12 protein-coding genes are annotated in these 16186 nt (G+C 44.8%); 7 read left to right on the top strand and 5 right to left on the bottom strand.

Annotated features, from left to right (window positions below):
* The first annotated feature begins 2 nt into the window (after positions 1–2).
* From B6N13_RS13790 to B6N13_RS13775, 4 genes are read left to right on the top strand one after another with little or no spacing between them, the layout of a single operon-like run.
* Positions 3–1289, top strand: a complete 1287-nt coding sequence (locus B6N13_RS13790) for an MSMEG_0569 family flavin-dependent oxidoreductase (RefSeq protein WP_169459669.1) — start codon at positions 3–5, stop codon at positions 1287–1289.
* Position 1290: 1 nt separating this feature from the next.
* A complete protein-coding gene (locus B6N13_RS13785; protein WP_169459668.1) occupies positions 1291–2241 on the top strand; it encodes a Pnap_2097 family protein in 951 nt (316 codons plus the stop codon).
* Positions 2238–4307 carry a methylmalonyl-CoA mutase family protein gene (locus B6N13_RS13780; RefSeq protein WP_169459667.1) on the top strand — a complete coding sequence of 690 codons (2070 nt, stop codon included), beginning with the start codon at positions 2238–2240 and terminating at the stop codon, positions 4305–4307. The genes B6N13_RS13785 and B6N13_RS13780 overlap by 4 nt, the downstream gene beginning before the upstream one ends.
* Positions 4308–4309: 2 nt before the next feature.
* Positions 4310–5557, top strand: a complete 1248-nt coding sequence (locus B6N13_RS13775; RefSeq protein ID WP_169459666.1) for a methyl-accepting chemotaxis protein — start codon at positions 4310–4312, stop codon at positions 5555–5557.
* A gap of 6 nt (positions 5558–5563) precedes the next feature.
* On the opposite strand, the gene B6N13_RS13770 is transcribed toward B6N13_RS13775, so the two are convergent.
* The 5 genes from B6N13_RS13770 to B6N13_RS13750 all read right to left on the bottom strand — a co-directional run bounded on the left by B6N13_RS13770 (position 5564) and on the right by B6N13_RS13750 (position 10799).
* Entirely contained in the window at positions 5564–6082 is a 519-nt protein-coding gene (locus B6N13_RS13770) for a sugar ABC transporter (protein WP_169459665.1), read from the bottom strand.
* Between the two features lie 178 nt (positions 6083–6260).
* A complete protein-coding gene (locus B6N13_RS13765; RefSeq protein WP_169459664.1) occupies positions 6261–7454 on the bottom strand; it encodes a CaiB/BaiF CoA-transferase family protein in 1194 nt (397 codons plus the stop codon).
* Between the two features lie 124 nt (positions 7455–7578).
* Positions 7579–8577 (bottom strand): tripartite tricarboxylate transporter substrate binding protein, encoded by a 999-nt coding sequence (locus B6N13_RS13760; RefSeq protein ID WP_248280340.1) that lies wholly within the window; start codon positions 8575–8577, stop codon positions 7579–7581.
* Positions 8578–8825: 248 nt separating this feature from the next.
* Entirely contained in the window at positions 8826–10301 is a 1476-nt protein-coding gene (locus tag B6N13_RS13755) for a tripartite tricarboxylate transporter permease (RefSeq protein ID WP_169459663.1), read from the bottom strand.
* Positions 10302–10310: 9 nt separating this feature from the next.
* Positions 10311–10799 carry a tripartite tricarboxylate transporter TctB family protein gene (locus B6N13_RS13750; RefSeq protein ID WP_169459662.1) on the bottom strand — a complete coding sequence of 163 codons (489 nt, stop codon included), beginning with the start codon at positions 10797–10799 and terminating at the stop codon, positions 10311–10313.
* A gap of 421 nt (positions 10800–11220) precedes the next feature.
* Here B6N13_RS13750 and B6N13_RS13745 point away from each other — a divergent pair, with 421 nt between their 5' ends.
* From B6N13_RS13745 to B6N13_RS13735, 3 genes are read left to right on the top strand one after another with little or no spacing between them, the layout of a single operon-like run.
* Entirely contained in the window at positions 11221–12015 is a 795-nt protein-coding gene (locus tag B6N13_RS13745; protein WP_169459661.1) for an enoyl-CoA hydratase/isomerase family protein, read from the top strand.
* Positions 12015–14108 (top strand): acetate--CoA ligase, encoded by a 2094-nt coding sequence (locus tag B6N13_RS13740; RefSeq protein ID WP_211172872.1) that lies wholly within the window; start codon positions 12015–12017, stop codon positions 14106–14108. Before B6N13_RS13745 ends, B6N13_RS13740 begins: the two co-directional genes overlap by 1 nt.
* Before the next feature lie 9 nt (positions 14109–14117).
* Positions 14118–16163, top strand: coding sequence for a 3-hydroxyacyl-CoA dehydrogenase NAD-binding domain-containing protein (locus B6N13_RS13735; RefSeq protein WP_169459660.1), 2046 nt, complete (start codon positions 14118–14120; stop codon positions 16161–16163).
* Positions 16164–16186: the final 23 nt, after the last annotated feature.

Here is a 16186-nt window from a genome sequence, read left to right as displayed (position 1 = left end):
TTATGCCAACTGCACAAAACAGCCAACCAACTCATTATTCCGTATTAATTGTCGGCGGTGGTCAAGCCGGTTTGTCCATGAGTGCTTGCTTGCAAGAGCAAGACATTGACCATCTTATTTTTGAAAAAAACACCATGATGCACAGCTGGAAAACCCAACGCTGGGATTCTTTCACCTTGGTGACGCCTAACTGGCAATGTGAACTGCCAAACCATCCTTACGATGGCGATGATCCAAAAGGCTTTATGAAGCGAGAAGAGATCATTGGTTATCTGGATCGTTTCGCGGCCAAAGTTAAACCGCCAATTTTAGAAGGCGTGAGCGTTGAAAAAATCAGCAAACTGGAGAATGGGCAATTCCGTGTGGTTACCACAAAAGGCGAGTTTACGGGCGACCAGGTGGTGATTGCCTCTGGTGGTTATTTGAAGCCAATCATTCCTCGCATGGCAGAGCGCATTCCAGAAAGCGTTCTGCAGATTCATTCCAATCAATATAAAAACTCTCAACAGTTGCCAGATGGTGCAGTGCTGGTGGTTGGATCGGGTCAATCTGGTGCGCAAATTGCCGAAGACCTGCATATTGATGGTAAAAAAGTGTTTCTTGCAACGGGTAACGCTCCGCGTGTGGCACGCCAATATCGTGGAAAAGATGTGGTGGAGTGGCTTGATGATATGGGCTACTACAACATTTCAGTGGATGAGCACCCATTGCGTGAAGGGGTTCGTGATAACACCAACCACTATGTGACAGGGCGCGACGGCGGTCGAGAAATTGATCTGCGTAAATTTGCCTTGGAAGGCATGGAGCTGTTTGGTTTGATAGAAAATTACCAAGATGGCCAATTGATCTTCAAACCCAACTTAGCCGCGAATTTAGACGCCGCTGACGATACCTACAAAAACATCAATACGCGCATCGATGCTTATATCGAAAAAAACGGCATTGATGCTCCCGTTGAACCGCCTTATCAGCCAGTGTGGGAGCCAAAAGAAGAACGTGAAAACTTGGATTTAGCCGCGTCTGGCATTACCAGCATCATTTGGTGTATTGGTTTTACGCCTGACTTTTCTTGGCTTGATTTACCCGTTTTTAATGGCATGGGCGCACCGGTTCATCGACGTGGTGTGACGAACGAAAAAGGCGTGTATTTTATTGGTTTGCCTTGGTTATTTACGTGGGGGTCAGGACGATTTTCTGGCGTGGCTGCCGATGCGGCGTATCTAAGCAAGGTGATTCGCCAAGTCGTTGACGAAAAAGAATCGACAGAATCTTTGTCTGAGGCGTCTTAATATGGCAGAAAAATCAATGGATTTCGTTTCTGTCTCGCAAGACTATTTTATTGGAATGCCACAGTTAGCCTTGGGCGGTTTGAGTGAAAACTGGCTACTCAAGGAATGCGGTCATCAACATTGGCTTGCGTTAGCAAAACGCCTTGATTTACCTGCTCCAAACTTTGTCGACCAACAAGGTCGACATATGTATGCCGCGTTTCTGGTGGTAAAAATTAGTAACGCGGCATTGCATCAAGTGACTGAAAACAGTCGATTATGGATTGAGACGCAGCTGACGCGGGTCTCTGCATCTCGCTCTTATAGCCGTCATGATCTTTATCTAGAGGGTCCCGATAGTCATCGGGATTGTGTTGCTCGGGTAGAGTTATTATCTAGCTTTGTCAATCGATCCGAGCTTGGTAATAACCAAAGTGTTGCACGTGGTGAAATGGCAAAGGGCGATTGGTCGGCCAATGAGGCAGCAAGCCAAATGATGGCGCAGCACAAAGCAGGGCGAACCTTGCCTGATGCGGCCTTGTCTGTCAGCGCGGTGCCTTTTGTTTATCAGCCTTGTCCTTATGCGGATTTTAATGGGGCGGATTTCTTATATTTCGCGCAATTTCAAGCCGTGATGGATCGCGCTGAACGCTTTTTTCAATCAGATTTACAAGCGCTCAATCACATTTCTGAGCGAAACAGTATGGCCTTGTGGCAAACCGTTGAACGTACTATTTGCTACTATGGCAATATTAATCTAGACGATGGATTAGAAGCCAACCTCTACGCCATGCTATCTGCTGATCAAGACTCATCATTGCTGAGCCATTGCGGGCGCCTTTATCGTCAATCGGATCATGCTCTTATTGCCAATGTCATCACTCGAAAACGCTATCTGGATCATTCACTTGTCCGATTTCAAGAGAAGCAAGCTAGTTTAAAAAGTTCAACAAATGTAGGGGGCGAATCATGAAAGCGCCTTCTTTAGCCAAGATCGAAGGCGTGTATTCGATGGTGTCAGAAATGGCCGAGTCTTGGCGTGATGCCCATGGAAAGGCGCCTTTTGTGCGTGGCCCATATGAAAAAATGTATCAGCAAAAGTCTTGGACGATTCGTCAATACGCCGGTTTTGAAGGAGCACTGGAAACCAATGCGTTTTTTAAGCGCGCCTTGTCGCAAGGGCAAATGGGCTTATCTGTGGCGTTTGATTTGCCCACGCATTTAGGCTTCGATTCAGACCATGATCTGGCCGCCGCCGATGTGGGGCGAACGGGCGTCGCCATTGACTCTGTTGAAGACATGGCGGTGTTGTTTGATGGCATTGATCTTAGCAATGTCAGTGTGTCCATGACGATGAATGGCGCAGTGTTGCCTATTATGGCGTGTTTTATAGTCGCTGCTGAAGAGCAGGGCGTAGCGCCTGATAAGCTTAGCGGTACCATTCAAAACGATATTCTCAAAGAGTACATCGCCCGCAATACCTATATTCACTCACCGGATTTTTCCATGGGTGTGGTGTCCGACGTGGTGGCCTATTGTTCCGCACACATGCCACGCTTTAATAGCATGTCGATTTCGGGTTATCACTTCCAAGAAGCGGGAGCATCCCCTGAGCTTGAGCTCGCCCTGACTATGGCTAATGCACGAGCGTATTTAACTCACTTTCAGCAGCAAGGTATCGACCTGGAATTCGTTGCTAAACGCTTGAGCTTTTTCTTTGGACTTGGCATGAGTTTTTATAAAGAGGTGGCAAAGCTAAGAGCCGCGCGTTTTTTATGGAGTGAATTATTAGACGAATTTGGTATTCGTTCCGAGAGCGCAAAACGGCTGAAAATGCATTGCCAAACCTCGGGTGTGTCACTCACCGAAAGCTCACCTCTCAATAACATTGTGCGTACAACTATCGAAGCCATGGCTGGCGTTTTCGGCGGTACGCAATCCCTGCATACCAACTCTTATGATGAAGCGATCTCTTTGCCCTCGGATCAAGCCAGCAAAGTGGCGCTAGAAACACAATTCATTCTGCAACATGAAACAGGCATTGGCGATGTAGTCGACCCTTGGGGCGGTTCTTATATGATGGAAAGCGCGACCCAAAGCATGATCGAGTATGTGCGAACCATGCAAAGTAACATAGAGACAGAAGGCGGTGTGTTAGCGCTGGTGGCATCGGGCCAATTAACGACTTTTATTCATCGGCAAGCGTTACAAACCGCCATGGACGAAGAGGCGCTAAACAAAAAAATCGTGGGCAAAAATTGCTATCAAAGTCCGTCATCGAGTCCTCAACATCAGCGTGTAATTGCCTCGGACAAAACGCTGTTGCAACAATCGAAAAAGCTCGCCCAGTTAAAATTAAAGCGTGATGATGGTGCCGTTAAACGTGCTTTGCAGGCGTTGCAAGCCGCAGCGAGAAGTAAGCAAAACCTCATGCCTTTTACCATTGATGCGATCCGAGTCAGAGCCACTGTTGGGGAATGCATCAAGGCGCTGACTGATGAAGCCTCGCGTTACCTGAAACCGGAACACATAGAATCGGCGCCATTTAATGCCCATCTTGAGGCGGATATGGTTAAGCGCTATCAAGCCTTATCGAGTCAGTTAGGTCGACCGCTGCGCTTTTTAGTCACTAAGGTAGGCTTGGACGGCCATGACCGAGGCGCGAAAGTGATTGTCTCTTTACTTCGTGACCTTGGTATCGAAGTGGATTACTTACCCATTTTTGCGAGCATTGACGACATCATTCAGCAAGATGGGATGTATCAATACGATGGCATTGGCTTATCGATTTTATCAGGTGCGCATATTCCTTTTGTTACACAATTTACTCAAAAAATCCGTACTGATTGCCCCATTTTCATAGGTGGCGTGATTCCTACCTCAGATAAAAATACATTAGAGAAGATCGGCGTTGAAGCTGTTTTTACGGCGAAGCATAGCCTAAACGATATTGCTATGAGTCTGTATGACATTCTTGTCGTAGCAGCAAAGATAAAGGTTAATCAGTTTGAAAATCAGCGAATTATGAAAGGATGTTAGAGATGAAATTAACGACTTTATTTAGTCAATTCATTGGTCAGCAAACTCTTGGTCATCAAGTGATCGAAAACTTATCGTCTCCCGCTTTTATTAATTGCTTAGGTTCAGGTCGAAACAAAGGCTTAGCCTTTTTGAATAGCGCTATGTTGAAGGCGCTAGGCTATAAATCGGCGGCTCAGTTAAAAGGTAAACACCTTAATACGATTTTAAACGAGATTCAGCCAGGCGGAAGAACTCGTGATGAGATGATGGAAGAAGGCAAAGTTCAGCTGAAAAAGTATCGATATTGGCGTGGTGGTTTAACCTATAAAAAAGCCGATGGCAGTACTTTTACCACATCCGCCATTGTGACCTTGAGCATGGTTGGTAAAACGCCTTATACGATTTCGATTTTGGAAAATAAAGAGCTGTTAGAAGGTTTCACTAACCAATTTAAAGACGATGTAGAAAGTGTCGCCAATGACATTAATGATTCGGCAGCAAGCCTCAATACGTCATCTGGGCATTTGGTGACAGCGATTCAAACGACACTAAAAGAAGCACAACGAACCTCGGAAATAACAGACGCCTCGGCACAAAACATGCAAACGCTTTCGGCCTCAGTTAGTGAGCTTTGGGAAGGCTCGCAAGTGATCTCTGATAAAATCTCTCAAGCTACAGACGCTTCTTTAACGGGTGTCGAAGAAGCAGAACGTTCGGATGCCTTGATTCAAAAAATGTCGTCTGCGGCGGTGAATATTGGTGAAGTGATTGGCTTAATAAAATCCATCGCGGATCAAACCAATTTATTGGCTTTGAACGCGGCGATTGAAGCCGCCCGAGCTGGTGAAGCAGGGCGAGGCTTTGCGGTGGTTGCGTCGGAAGTGAAAAACCTTGCTTCGCAAACCTCCCAAGCCACCGACAGTATTTCCGATCAAATTGAATTGGTTCGAACCACGATAGAACAAACCATCAAAGGATTAGAAAGCACGTCAGTGATTATTAATCAGATTAATAATATCTCCCAAGAAGTAGCCGACAGTGTTCAGCTTCAACGAACGTCAACCCATGATATTCGGGAAAGGCTGAACGCCTTGGTTCATCAAGCAGAGTATGCTCAACAGTCATCGAGTGAAATTTATCATCAAGCCCAAAGCGTCAACAACGAAGCGTTACAGATGAGCCAATCGGTAGAATCATTAAATGGCCAAGCTAAGATGTTAATGGAAAAATCTACTTTTTTTATTAATCAGTTATTGCAGCGCTCTTAAAAGCTATTAAAAACTTTGAAGTTGTTTTCCCATGGCTTGGTAGATATGAATTTTTGCTGAGCTAGCTTTGATTTCATCTATTGGGAGCTGGTTTGAAACCGCCAGCCAACGCTGCGCAGGATGTTTATCTAATGCGATGGCGTTTAACCTAATGGGATCTAGCCCAAGGTCTATTAAAGCTTGTGGTGATTCCTCGCTACAAAGTAAGTATTCATCGTTATTCACTGCCTGAGCTCGTTTGGGCATATCGTAAATATTGCGGTGCCAATCTGTGATGTGTTCTTGCCATTTAGCAAAGTTACCGCCGCCAGCGTTTTTGTAATGCTGGCTGGTTAGTACGTCTGCTTCGTCTATGCTGTGTATGGCGAGATAACGCGGGCAGTCGTTGGTTAATGCAATGAAGCGTTGAGAGGTGAAGAAACCGTTGACAGAAATAAGAGCGGGCAGTTTGTCGTTACTATAAAACTTATTCCATTCTGCTTCTTTAGCTGGATCATTGAATGAGCATTCTACTGTGTAGATCATTGTTGTGGCCTTTGATAGAAAAGAAAAAGTACTGCCAAACGGAATTCTAGTGCTGAGTTAAGTTCCTCGTCACTATAAAATTTATGCTTATCTTGAATGTATTTTATACGGTAAAAAGGGCGAATCATCTGGAATGAGTTCGCCCCTTAGAAAAATATGATGGTATTTCGCTAGATACCTAGTTTGTGGCGCCTTGTTCTCGCATCTTGGCGATGTCTTGTTCGGAGTAGCCAAGCTCTTTGAGTAGTTCTGCGCTTTGCGCTCCAACTGGCTGAGGGGCCTTGTCCACTTCTGCAGGACTGCTGGATAAATTAAATGCAGATACTGGCACCTTTAAGCCATTTACTTGGCTGTCAGGGTCATTAAGTGTTTGTATCGCATTACGAGCGGCAACTTGTGGATCGGCTAGGGCTTCTTCCATACGACGAATTCGGGAAGCAGGGACGCGCTTTTCATTTAGAAACGACTCCCAATAATCAGCCGTTTGATTTTTCATAATACTGGCTAACACGGCGGCTTCTTCGGCATGGCCGTCTAAGCGCTGGTTATTGTTGGTTTTGATCATGTCTTCACGTTCAAGTGCGGTCCATAAGGCTTTTTGTTGAGCCAAGTTAGATGCTGCAATCATCAGCGGAGCGTCTGCAGCTTCATAACAGCCAATGGTGGCAAAAGGAAAAACATTGCCTTTTTGTTCTGGGTGTTTGCCGTTCCACATGTAGCTTGTTAGATGTGAACTATACAGGATCATCGCCACATCAAGCATGGATACATCAATAAATTGGCCTTTGCCACCCTCTCTTTCTCTTTGAAAAAGAGCAGTTGAAATAGCAAACGCAGCGGTTGTGCCAGTGGCATAATCTACCACAGGAGCACCGCTTTTGAGTGGTCTACCATCACCATGGCCTGTCATGGCCATCATGCCAGAAAAACTTTGAATCACATTGTCATAAGCGGTTAGCTCACGGCGTGGCCCTGTGGATCCAAACGCTGAGATAGAACAGTAAATAAGCTTGGGATTCAGTTTAGACATCTCTTCATAGCCTAAACCAAGGGCGTCAAAAGCACCTGGGCGATAGTTTTCAACAAACACATCTGCTGTGCTAATAAGGCGTTTCATGGCTTCTTTTCCTGCTTCGGTTTTTAGATCCAGAGCAAGTGTTTTTTTGTTGGACGCCTGTGACATAAACGCCGTCCCCATACCGATGTCGTTTAATGCTCTGTCTGAGCCTTGTAGACGAGCTTGGTCTGGATCATCAGGCGATTCTACCTTGATGACTTCAGCACCAAGAACAGCAAGCTGATAGCTGGCAAACGGACCAGCAAGAACATGTGTGGTGTCTATTACGCGGATTTTATCAAATGCTTTTGGCATGGGGATATTGACCTCTTAAGAAATGGGTAGATAAGCCTAATATTGTTATTGCTTCAAGACATCCTTGTCTGTGTTTTTGCAGATGTTTAAGGGTAGCTAGTATGTGGCAGCTACCCTATGGCACTTATTTCAAGACGCCAGCTTCCTCTAGCTGAACTTTTGCAATTTTGGAGATTTTTTTCACAAAGGTGGTGTACGCTTCAGGCCCCATTAATGAATCTTCTACACCAGCTGCACGGGCATATTGTTGGTAGTAATCTGATTGCATGGCTTTATGGAAGGCATCGGCGATTTTTTGCTGTGTTTCCATCGGAATGTTAGCGGGGCCAAAGACACCTCGAACCTGTAACCAACTATTATCAACGTCATACCCTTGTTCGGTAATGGTCGCTACGTCAGGTAAGCTGGATAAACGTTTTTCACCAAGCACGCCTAAGCCTTTGATCCGGTCGGCATCAAAAAATGATTTTAGGGCGCCCAAGTTGGAAATACCGACATCTACATGTCCCCCCAATAAGGCAGAGATAATATCTGGTGTGGCATTGAAACCGACCCATTTAAGATCGACACCTGCTGATTTTGCCAACATAGACATGCCAATATTTTGCATGGACCCGATTGGACCAAAACCACCTATGCTGATGCTGCCATTATTGCTGCGTGCTTTAGCAATTAAATCATCAATGTTCTTGATGTCAGAATCTTCTTTAACAAAGAAGATGATAGCGTCTTCCTGAGTGGAAGCGATCCATGAAAAGTCATCCAGAGCAAACGTGCCTTTTAGATTGGTTAACATGCCAGTGAAGTGAGTAAGAGTGTTGATGCCCAGAGTCAGGCCATCTGGATCTGCTGGACGAATTCGTCCCATTTGGCTGGCACCACCGCCGCCCGGGGAGTTGATGACAATAATTTCTTGCCCAATTTGTGGTTCTAGGCTTTTCGCCAGAGTGCGAATAAATACATCAGCAGAACCGCCAGCTTTAGTATGCATGATCATTTTTACAGGTCCCGTGGGCCAATCACTTTCTGCGTAAGCTGAGCTTGTCGCAACGGTAGCAGAGAGCGCAATAGTCGCAATGCTTAGAAATTTGCCTGTATTCTTAAAAAGTTTATGAATCATCATTCGATGATCTCCCTTATTGTTTATTTTTGTTGGAAGAGAAGGATATGTTCCCCATAGAAAGAGTCGCAGAAGGTAAGAGATGGAGCTACTGACCATAAGTAATGGCTTGGGTTACCAAAGGTTAGAGGAGCTGTTTTTAAAGAAACAGAGCTTAAATTAATGTTGGCTAAGGATGGGTGGTTTTTTGTATTTCTTATTAGATGAGTTAGGCCACCCAATTTGTATCGGATGGCCTAACTAGGCAACGATTAAATTTTGCTTCTAATCCATTTAACAAAAGGTATTAGGAAAGAAATAATAGCCACAGAAAGTAAGATTAGTGACAGTGGTTTTTGGAAGAAGACCCAATAGTCCCCGCCTGAGATAACCACAGCACGACGGAAGTTCGTTTCTAGCATTTCGCCCAATACCAATGCCAATACGATAGGCGCTAGTGGAATATCTGCTTTGCGGAAAATATAACCAAGCAAGCCAAACGCAATCGTAATATAGACAGGAAACATGGAGTTTTCGGAAGAATAAGCGCCCATTAAACAAATACAAGTCACGATAGCCGCTAAAATAGAACGAGGCACATCCGCTACTTTTGCCCAATATTTAGCCCCGAGAAGGCCGATTAGCACCATGATTGGCACACTAATCCAGAGTGAAGCAAAGATAGTGAATGGCACTTCAGGGTTCATTGTGAACAACAATGGTCCCGGTTGAATGCCATGAATCATCAAGGCGCCAATAATAATTGCTGTGGTTGGTGAGCCGGGAATACCTAAAGCGAGTAGTGGGGCAAGCGCACCAGAAACAGCAGCATTGTTTGCTGATTCGGACGCTGAAATACCTTCTAAACTGCCTTTGCCAAATTCGTCAGGTGTTTTTGATACGCGCTTTGCAACACCATATGATAAGAATGAAGCAATAGAAGCACCCGCTCCAGGAATGATGCCGATAATATAACCAATAAGTGAGCTACGTAATAATGTGTATTTCAACTTGTAGTAGACGTTAAATGGCACAACAAAAATACCACTCATGGTACTGCTTTTGTGCGGTTCCTGACGCGATTGTTCAATCATAAACAAGACTTCAGACAAAGCGAATAGACCTAGTAAAGCAGGTACTAAGGGTAAACCTTCAAAGAACTCAGGATTAAAGGCAAAGCGTGGCACCCCAGTTTGTGCATCCAGGCCAATGGTTGCTAAGCCTAAGCCTATCATCATTGCAATACCGCCTTTTATCAGCGAACCTGAAGCAAAAATAGAGACTAAACTAAGCCCCATTAATGCAAGAGAGAAGTAAGCCTCGGGACCAAAGTTTAAGGCAAATTCAGACAATGGTACCGCAGTAAAGAAAAGCAAAATGGTACTAATAAAAATACCGATACCAGACGAGATAATGGAGATGTTAAGCGCAACCCCAGCTTTGCCTTTTTGCGTAAGAGGATAACCGTCCCAAGAGGTTGCAACCGCCGCTGCTGTTCCTGGCGAGTTGATTAATATGGCAGAGATCGCGCCACCGTATTCGGCTGCTGCGTAAAGTGATACTAGTGTAACCACAGCGACAAGAGGGTCTACGCTGTAGGTGAACGGAATAAGAAGTGAGACACCTAAAGTTGGTCCTAAGCCTGGAATAGCACCAATTAGATATCCTAAAAATGCGCCGACTAAAAGCCCTAGAAACACATATGGATCAGCAAACGCATGAAACCCCATTACTAAATTATCAAACATGATTACATCCTATGGAAAGTAAACGCCAAGGGCGATGACAAAAATGACGTAAATAGTCGCGCCAATGCAAGGTGGTAGAATAAGTAGTCGTAGACCTCTTTCTCCACAGCAAAACATGATGCCTGTGGCCATTATCCATGTACTGAAAAAAGCCCCGAGTGACTCTAAATTGCCTCCGATTAACACAATGACGCCGGTACTAATCAGCACATAGATAAAACGGTGGAAGGTCACATGATGTGAATCAGTTTGTTTTAAAAGCTTTATCACACTGCTTATCAGCAGCATAGATGTAAGCGTCACCGTGATGATGGCGATTCCCAAAGGGAAACCGCCTGGTCCTACTTGAGAGCCAGATGCCATCGATGCTAAAGGTAATGTTTCAATTAGATAAAAGATGCCAATAATCAGTACAGCGACACTGATAATGACCTCTAATACACTGAAAGGTAGCCTAAATTGATGCTCTGAGGTGGGTGTGTCATTTATTTTTTTCATGTTAGTCCTCTTTATCTATTAACCTGTTTTTGTCTTTTCAGAATGTGATCTGATAAGGCAGTTCGGATAACAGACAATCGAATTATTATTGTTTTTTCAAATGGCTATGGAAGCAGGGTCATTCCGTTGTTCTAGTTCTTGCCATAAGTACTCAATTACTATGACTCAAGCGGTTAAAGGACAAAACTAACTATTTATTAGGTTAGGCCATAGCTTTTGTTGGGAAGGTCCTTAGGGTGGTTTGTTTTAATTTTAAAGACGAATTCCGAATTCTTTTTTGACTAACATTTAGTTAGGTTTGTGTTAATGGATGCTCAATTGCGACTTATAAGGGTTTCATTCAACAATTGAATGCTTCCTTGGCCAGACTATGTTTTGGCCTTCCTCAAAAATAAATAAGTTTAAAATAAACGAGGCTATTATGAGTCAGTCACCTCTGGTTAAGTTTGAAACCAAGAATAATATCGCAATACTTACACTCAATCGTCCAGACAAACGTAACGCTATGAGCGATGCGATGCGTGCGGAGCTTGTACAACATCTTCTTAATATCCGTTCCGACAAAAATATCAAGGCCTTAGTGGTAACAGGTGAAGGTAAAGGTTTTTGTGCTGGCGGTGACATTGCGGGCATGAAAGTCAGAATGGAAGCGGATTTATCTACTGTTGGTTTTAATGGTTGGGATCGACAACAAGGCGTCCATTATGCCGCCAGCTTATTACTTAATTTACCAATTCCTACAGTTGCTGCGGTAAACGGTGCGGCGGCCGGTCTTGGTGCTGACTTTGCTTTGTCTTGTGACTTTATTGTTGCAGCACCTTTCGCAAGCTTTACTTGGGCTTATATTGCCCGTGGTCTAGTTCCTGATGGTGGCGGTTTATATTTCTTACCGCGTCGTGTTGGTTTAAGTAAAGCCAAAGATTTGATTTTTAGTGGCCGTAAAGTGGCGCAGGCAGAAGCTTTGGAATTAGGTATTGCAGATCGAATTTGTGAATCTGATGAGCTGCTTGATAAGGCAATTGAAATGGCCGAAGAAATGAGCAGTGGTTCAAGAACGGCTATTGCGTTAACTAAATCCATTCTGAATAAAAGCTACGAGATGTCTGAACACCAAGTGTTCGCGGAAGGCAGCAAAGCGCAAGGTATTTGTTATACCTCTTTTGAGCATCGTCAGTCTGTTCAAGCTTTTCTTGATCGCGCAGCAGGAGATAAATAATGCATATGGACGCCTTATTAAACCCAAAAAGTGTTGCGGTAATTGGTGCTTCTGCTGATCCAAGCAAAACCTCTGGTCGCCCAGTTTCTTATTTACTAAAACATGGCTTTACGGGGGATATTTATCCAGTGAACCCCAAGGCCACAGAAATTCAAGGGCTTAAATGCTACCAATCGATTGATGATATTCCAGCGGCACCGGATGTTGCTTTGGTATTGTTGGGTGCGAAAAGAAGCATTGATGCCGTTCGCTTTTTAAGCAAGCTAGGTTGTAAAGCTGCGGTTGTTTTAGCGAGTGGCTTTGCCGAAGCTGGTGATGATGGCCTGAATATGCAACAAGAGTTACTTGATGCTGCCGGCGATATGCGCATTCTTGGGCCAAACACGATTGGCCTTATTAACCTCACTAACAAAATTCCTCTGTCTGCCAGTGGCGCATTGGAAGTGGCCGATTTGCCCGTGGGTAACATTGCCGTTGTCTCCCAAAGTGGTGGTGTTCTCGGGGCGCTGTTGTCTCGTGCCGCAGGTAAGGGCATTGGTTTGTCTTCTCTGGTATCCACTAGTAACGAAGTAGATCTAGAAGTGTCTGACTTTGTGGAATACTTAGTAGACGATGAAAATACTAAAGTCATCGCTTTATACCTTGAAACCATTCGTAATCCAGATCGTTTCCGCGAAGCCGCATTAAAGGCGAGCCGTGCTGGTAAACCTATTGTTGCTTTTAAAATTGGCCGTTCTGAAGCTGGTGCTCGTGCCGCGAGCTCTCATACTGGCGCGCTTGCGGGTGAAGATAACGTTTATGACGCCTTCTTTAAACAGCTAGGTGTGATTCGTGCGAATACATTTGACGAGCTGATTGATATCCCAGCAGCTTTGACCAATGACCGCATTATGCATGGCCGTCGCGTGGCTATTCTTACTTCGACTGGTGGTGCCGGTACATTGGTATCTGATGCCTTGGGTATGGTGGACTTTGAAACGCCAGTACCTGATGAAGATACCGCTGAGCGCTTGCGTGCTATTCAAGGCGATACACCAACCGTTCTTGATCGTAACCCAATCGACGTCACCTTGGCAGGTCTTCAGCCAGACTTACTGCGTAAAGCCATTACCATTTTGCTTGAAAGTAATACTTACGACGCATTGGTGGTGATTATTGGTTCTTCCGGTTTGGCTATGCCAGATCTTGTAGTCAGTGCGATTCAGGATTGTTTACCAAACAGTGACAAGCCAGTTATCACTTATGTTAGTCCAAATGCACCGGATACTTTGCAGCGTCTTAATAAAGCCGGGATTCCAAGCTTTACTTCTCCTGAAAGTTGCAGTGCGGGATTGGAAGCTTTGTACCGTGTTCGTCCAGAAGCATTGGCGGCATTAGACGATAAAGCGGCAGCAGTGGTTTCTGCGGCCCCTGCTTTTAGTGACAGTAGTTTTGACGAAGTTCAGGCAAAAGTACTTTTCAGCAGTGCAGGTATTAATGTACCGAAGAGTCGAGTGGTTAAAAATGAGGCCGATGCCTTGGCAGCCGTGAAAGCATTGAAAGCACCTGTTGTTTTAAAAGTGCTGGATGCCAATCTAATGCACAAGAGTGATATCGGGGGCGTAGCTTTGTTCCAAGATGAAACGAACATCGCCAATGCGCTAACAGTAATGAGGCAAGCGGTTGCTAAACATACTGGCAATGAGCCTGAAACATTCCTGATTGAAGAAATGGTATCTGGTGGATATGAATTGATTCTCGGCGCAAACCGAGATGCACTCGGTGTTTCAATTTTATTGGGTGCTGGTGGTGTTGCGGCTGAATTGTATAAAGATACGACGATTCGTTTGCTAGAAAAAGGCAAAGGACTAAGCTTGAAACAAGCAGAAAGTATGATGCGAGATCTTACTTCGTGGCCACTTCTAGATGGTTATCGTGGTGCCGCATTGCGGGATACCAAAGCGCTTGCAGAAGCGATCGTAAACTTCTCCAACTTTATTGCCAGCTTAGGTGATCGACTTGTGACGGCTGAAATCAACCCATTGTTTGTGTTGAAAGCTGGATCAGGCGTTGTCGCAGCTGACGCTGTTATTGTTCTTGAAGAGAACAAATAAGGAGGGGCTATGACGCAACTTATCGATCAGCATCCTGTATCACTGCAAATAGTACAAAATTTTGCCGTGGTGACCATTAATAATCCTCCCGTCAACGCTAGTACAGATGCTGTGCGAAAAGGCATTTTGGCGCGTTTGGCACAAGTCAATGTTGACGCTGTTGATGGGGTCATTTTGCAAGGTGAAGGCCGTTGTTTGATGGCTGGCGCCGATTTAAATGAATTGGAAAACGAGCCGACTGAACCAACCTTGCCTCAAGTGACTCAGTCTATTGAACAGTTTCCGTTACCAGTTGTTGCTATCGTCAAGGGTTTTACCCTTGGCGGTGGCCTTGAATTGGCATTGGCAAGTGACTATCGAATCGCTGTTAAAGGGGCGAAGTTGGGGCTTCCTGAAGTGTCTGTTGGCATAGTGCCGGGTGCAGGCGGTACGCAACGCTTGCCTCGTGCTATTGGTATGTTACACGCTTTGGATATGATTATTTCAGGTAAGCCAATTAGTGCAGAAGAGGCCGTAAACCGTGGTCTTATTCACTCACTTATTGGCCAGGATTCGATCGATGAGGTGATTCAGCTTCTTTCTGCTTTTGAGAAACCTTTGTCTAAGCAACGCCTTAGTGAGCGTAATATTCCGGGTTACGACCATGATGACTTTGCAACTCAATCAAAAGGCTTATTAAAACGTTCAAGAGGTTTGCCATCGGCTCACGCCGCGGCAGATTTACTAGCCAAAACATCCAGCTTGAGTTTTGCTGATGGTGTAGCGTTGGAGCGTGAAACTTTCTTAAAGCTTCGTGGTAGCCAGCCAGCTCAGGCTTTGCGTTATTTGTTCTTCGTCGAAAATAGCTTAGGTAAAAACATAGCAACAGTTTCGCCCATTGAACGAGTTGGTGTCATCGGCGCAGGCACAATGGGCAGTGGTATCTGTTTGAATGCGCTTATGTCTGGCTATGAAGTCTTTCTGGTTGAGATAAATGAGCAAGCGCTTGAAGCAGGCAAAGCAAGAATTTTGTCTGAGTTGGATGGTGCGGTTAAACGCGGAAAACTAACAGAAGATAAAAAAGTTCAGTGTTTGAATAAACTTCATACTTCGTCGGATCTGAATCTTCTTAAAGATGTGGATCTTGCCGTTGAAGCCATTATTGAAAGTTTAGACGCGAAAAAATCCTTGTTTAGTAATTTAGCAAATATCGTTCGTGCTGATGCTTTGTTGGCAACAAATACGTCATACCTTGATGTGGATGAGATTTTTGCTGGTATTCAATATCCCGAACGGGTTTTGGGTCTGCATTTCTTCAGCCCCGCTCATATCATGTCGTTATTGGAAGTGGTGAAAATTGCTTCAACCAGTCAAGAAACCTTTAACAAAGCGATGGTTTTTGCGAAAAAACTCGGCAAAAAAGCCATTACGACAAAAAATGCCTGGGGCTTTGTGGGTAACCGTTTGTATGCGGCTTACCGACGCCAGTGCGAGTTCCTAATGGAAGAGGGCGCTAGCCCAGAGCAAATAGATCAAGCAATAGAATCTTATGGTTTTGCCATGGGGGTGTTTAAAGTGGCTGATATGTCTGGCTTGGACATTGCTTGGCGCATGCGCGAACAGACGAAAGACACGCGTCATTTGTCTCGCTATGTAGAAATTCCAGACCGAATCTGTGAAGCCGGGCGCTTGGGTCGCAAAACGGGCAGTGGTTATTACCAATATGGCCATAATGGTAAACCAGAATCAGATACTTTTATTGCAGAGCTGCTAACTGCTTATCGTCGAGAAAAAGGCATCGTTGCTAAAGTGTTTACAGATGAGGATATTCAGCAGCGTGTAATTGGCAGCTTGATCAACGAATCTTTATTACTTCTTGAAGAGCAAGTGTGCGAAACCCCAGAAGAGATTGATATTGCTTTGACTAATGGTTACGGCTTCCCTCGCTGGAAAGGCGGTCCAGTCTTTATTGCTCGTCACATGCCAGCCGGTGAGTTGGCAGCGTTAATGGCTCATCTTGCTGACGTAAATGGTAAGGGACACCAAGCGGGCAAGGTACAGACACTAAAGAAATAACAACAAAATTAATGGTGAGAAAT

Origin of the sequence: Marinomonas sp. UCMA 3892, from assembly GCF_012726345.1 — a bacterium.
Taxonomy (GTDB): domain Bacteria; phylum Pseudomonadota; class Gammaproteobacteria; order Pseudomonadales; family Marinomonadaceae; genus Marinomonas.
This window is presented reverse-complemented; position numbering and strand designations above follow the sequence as displayed.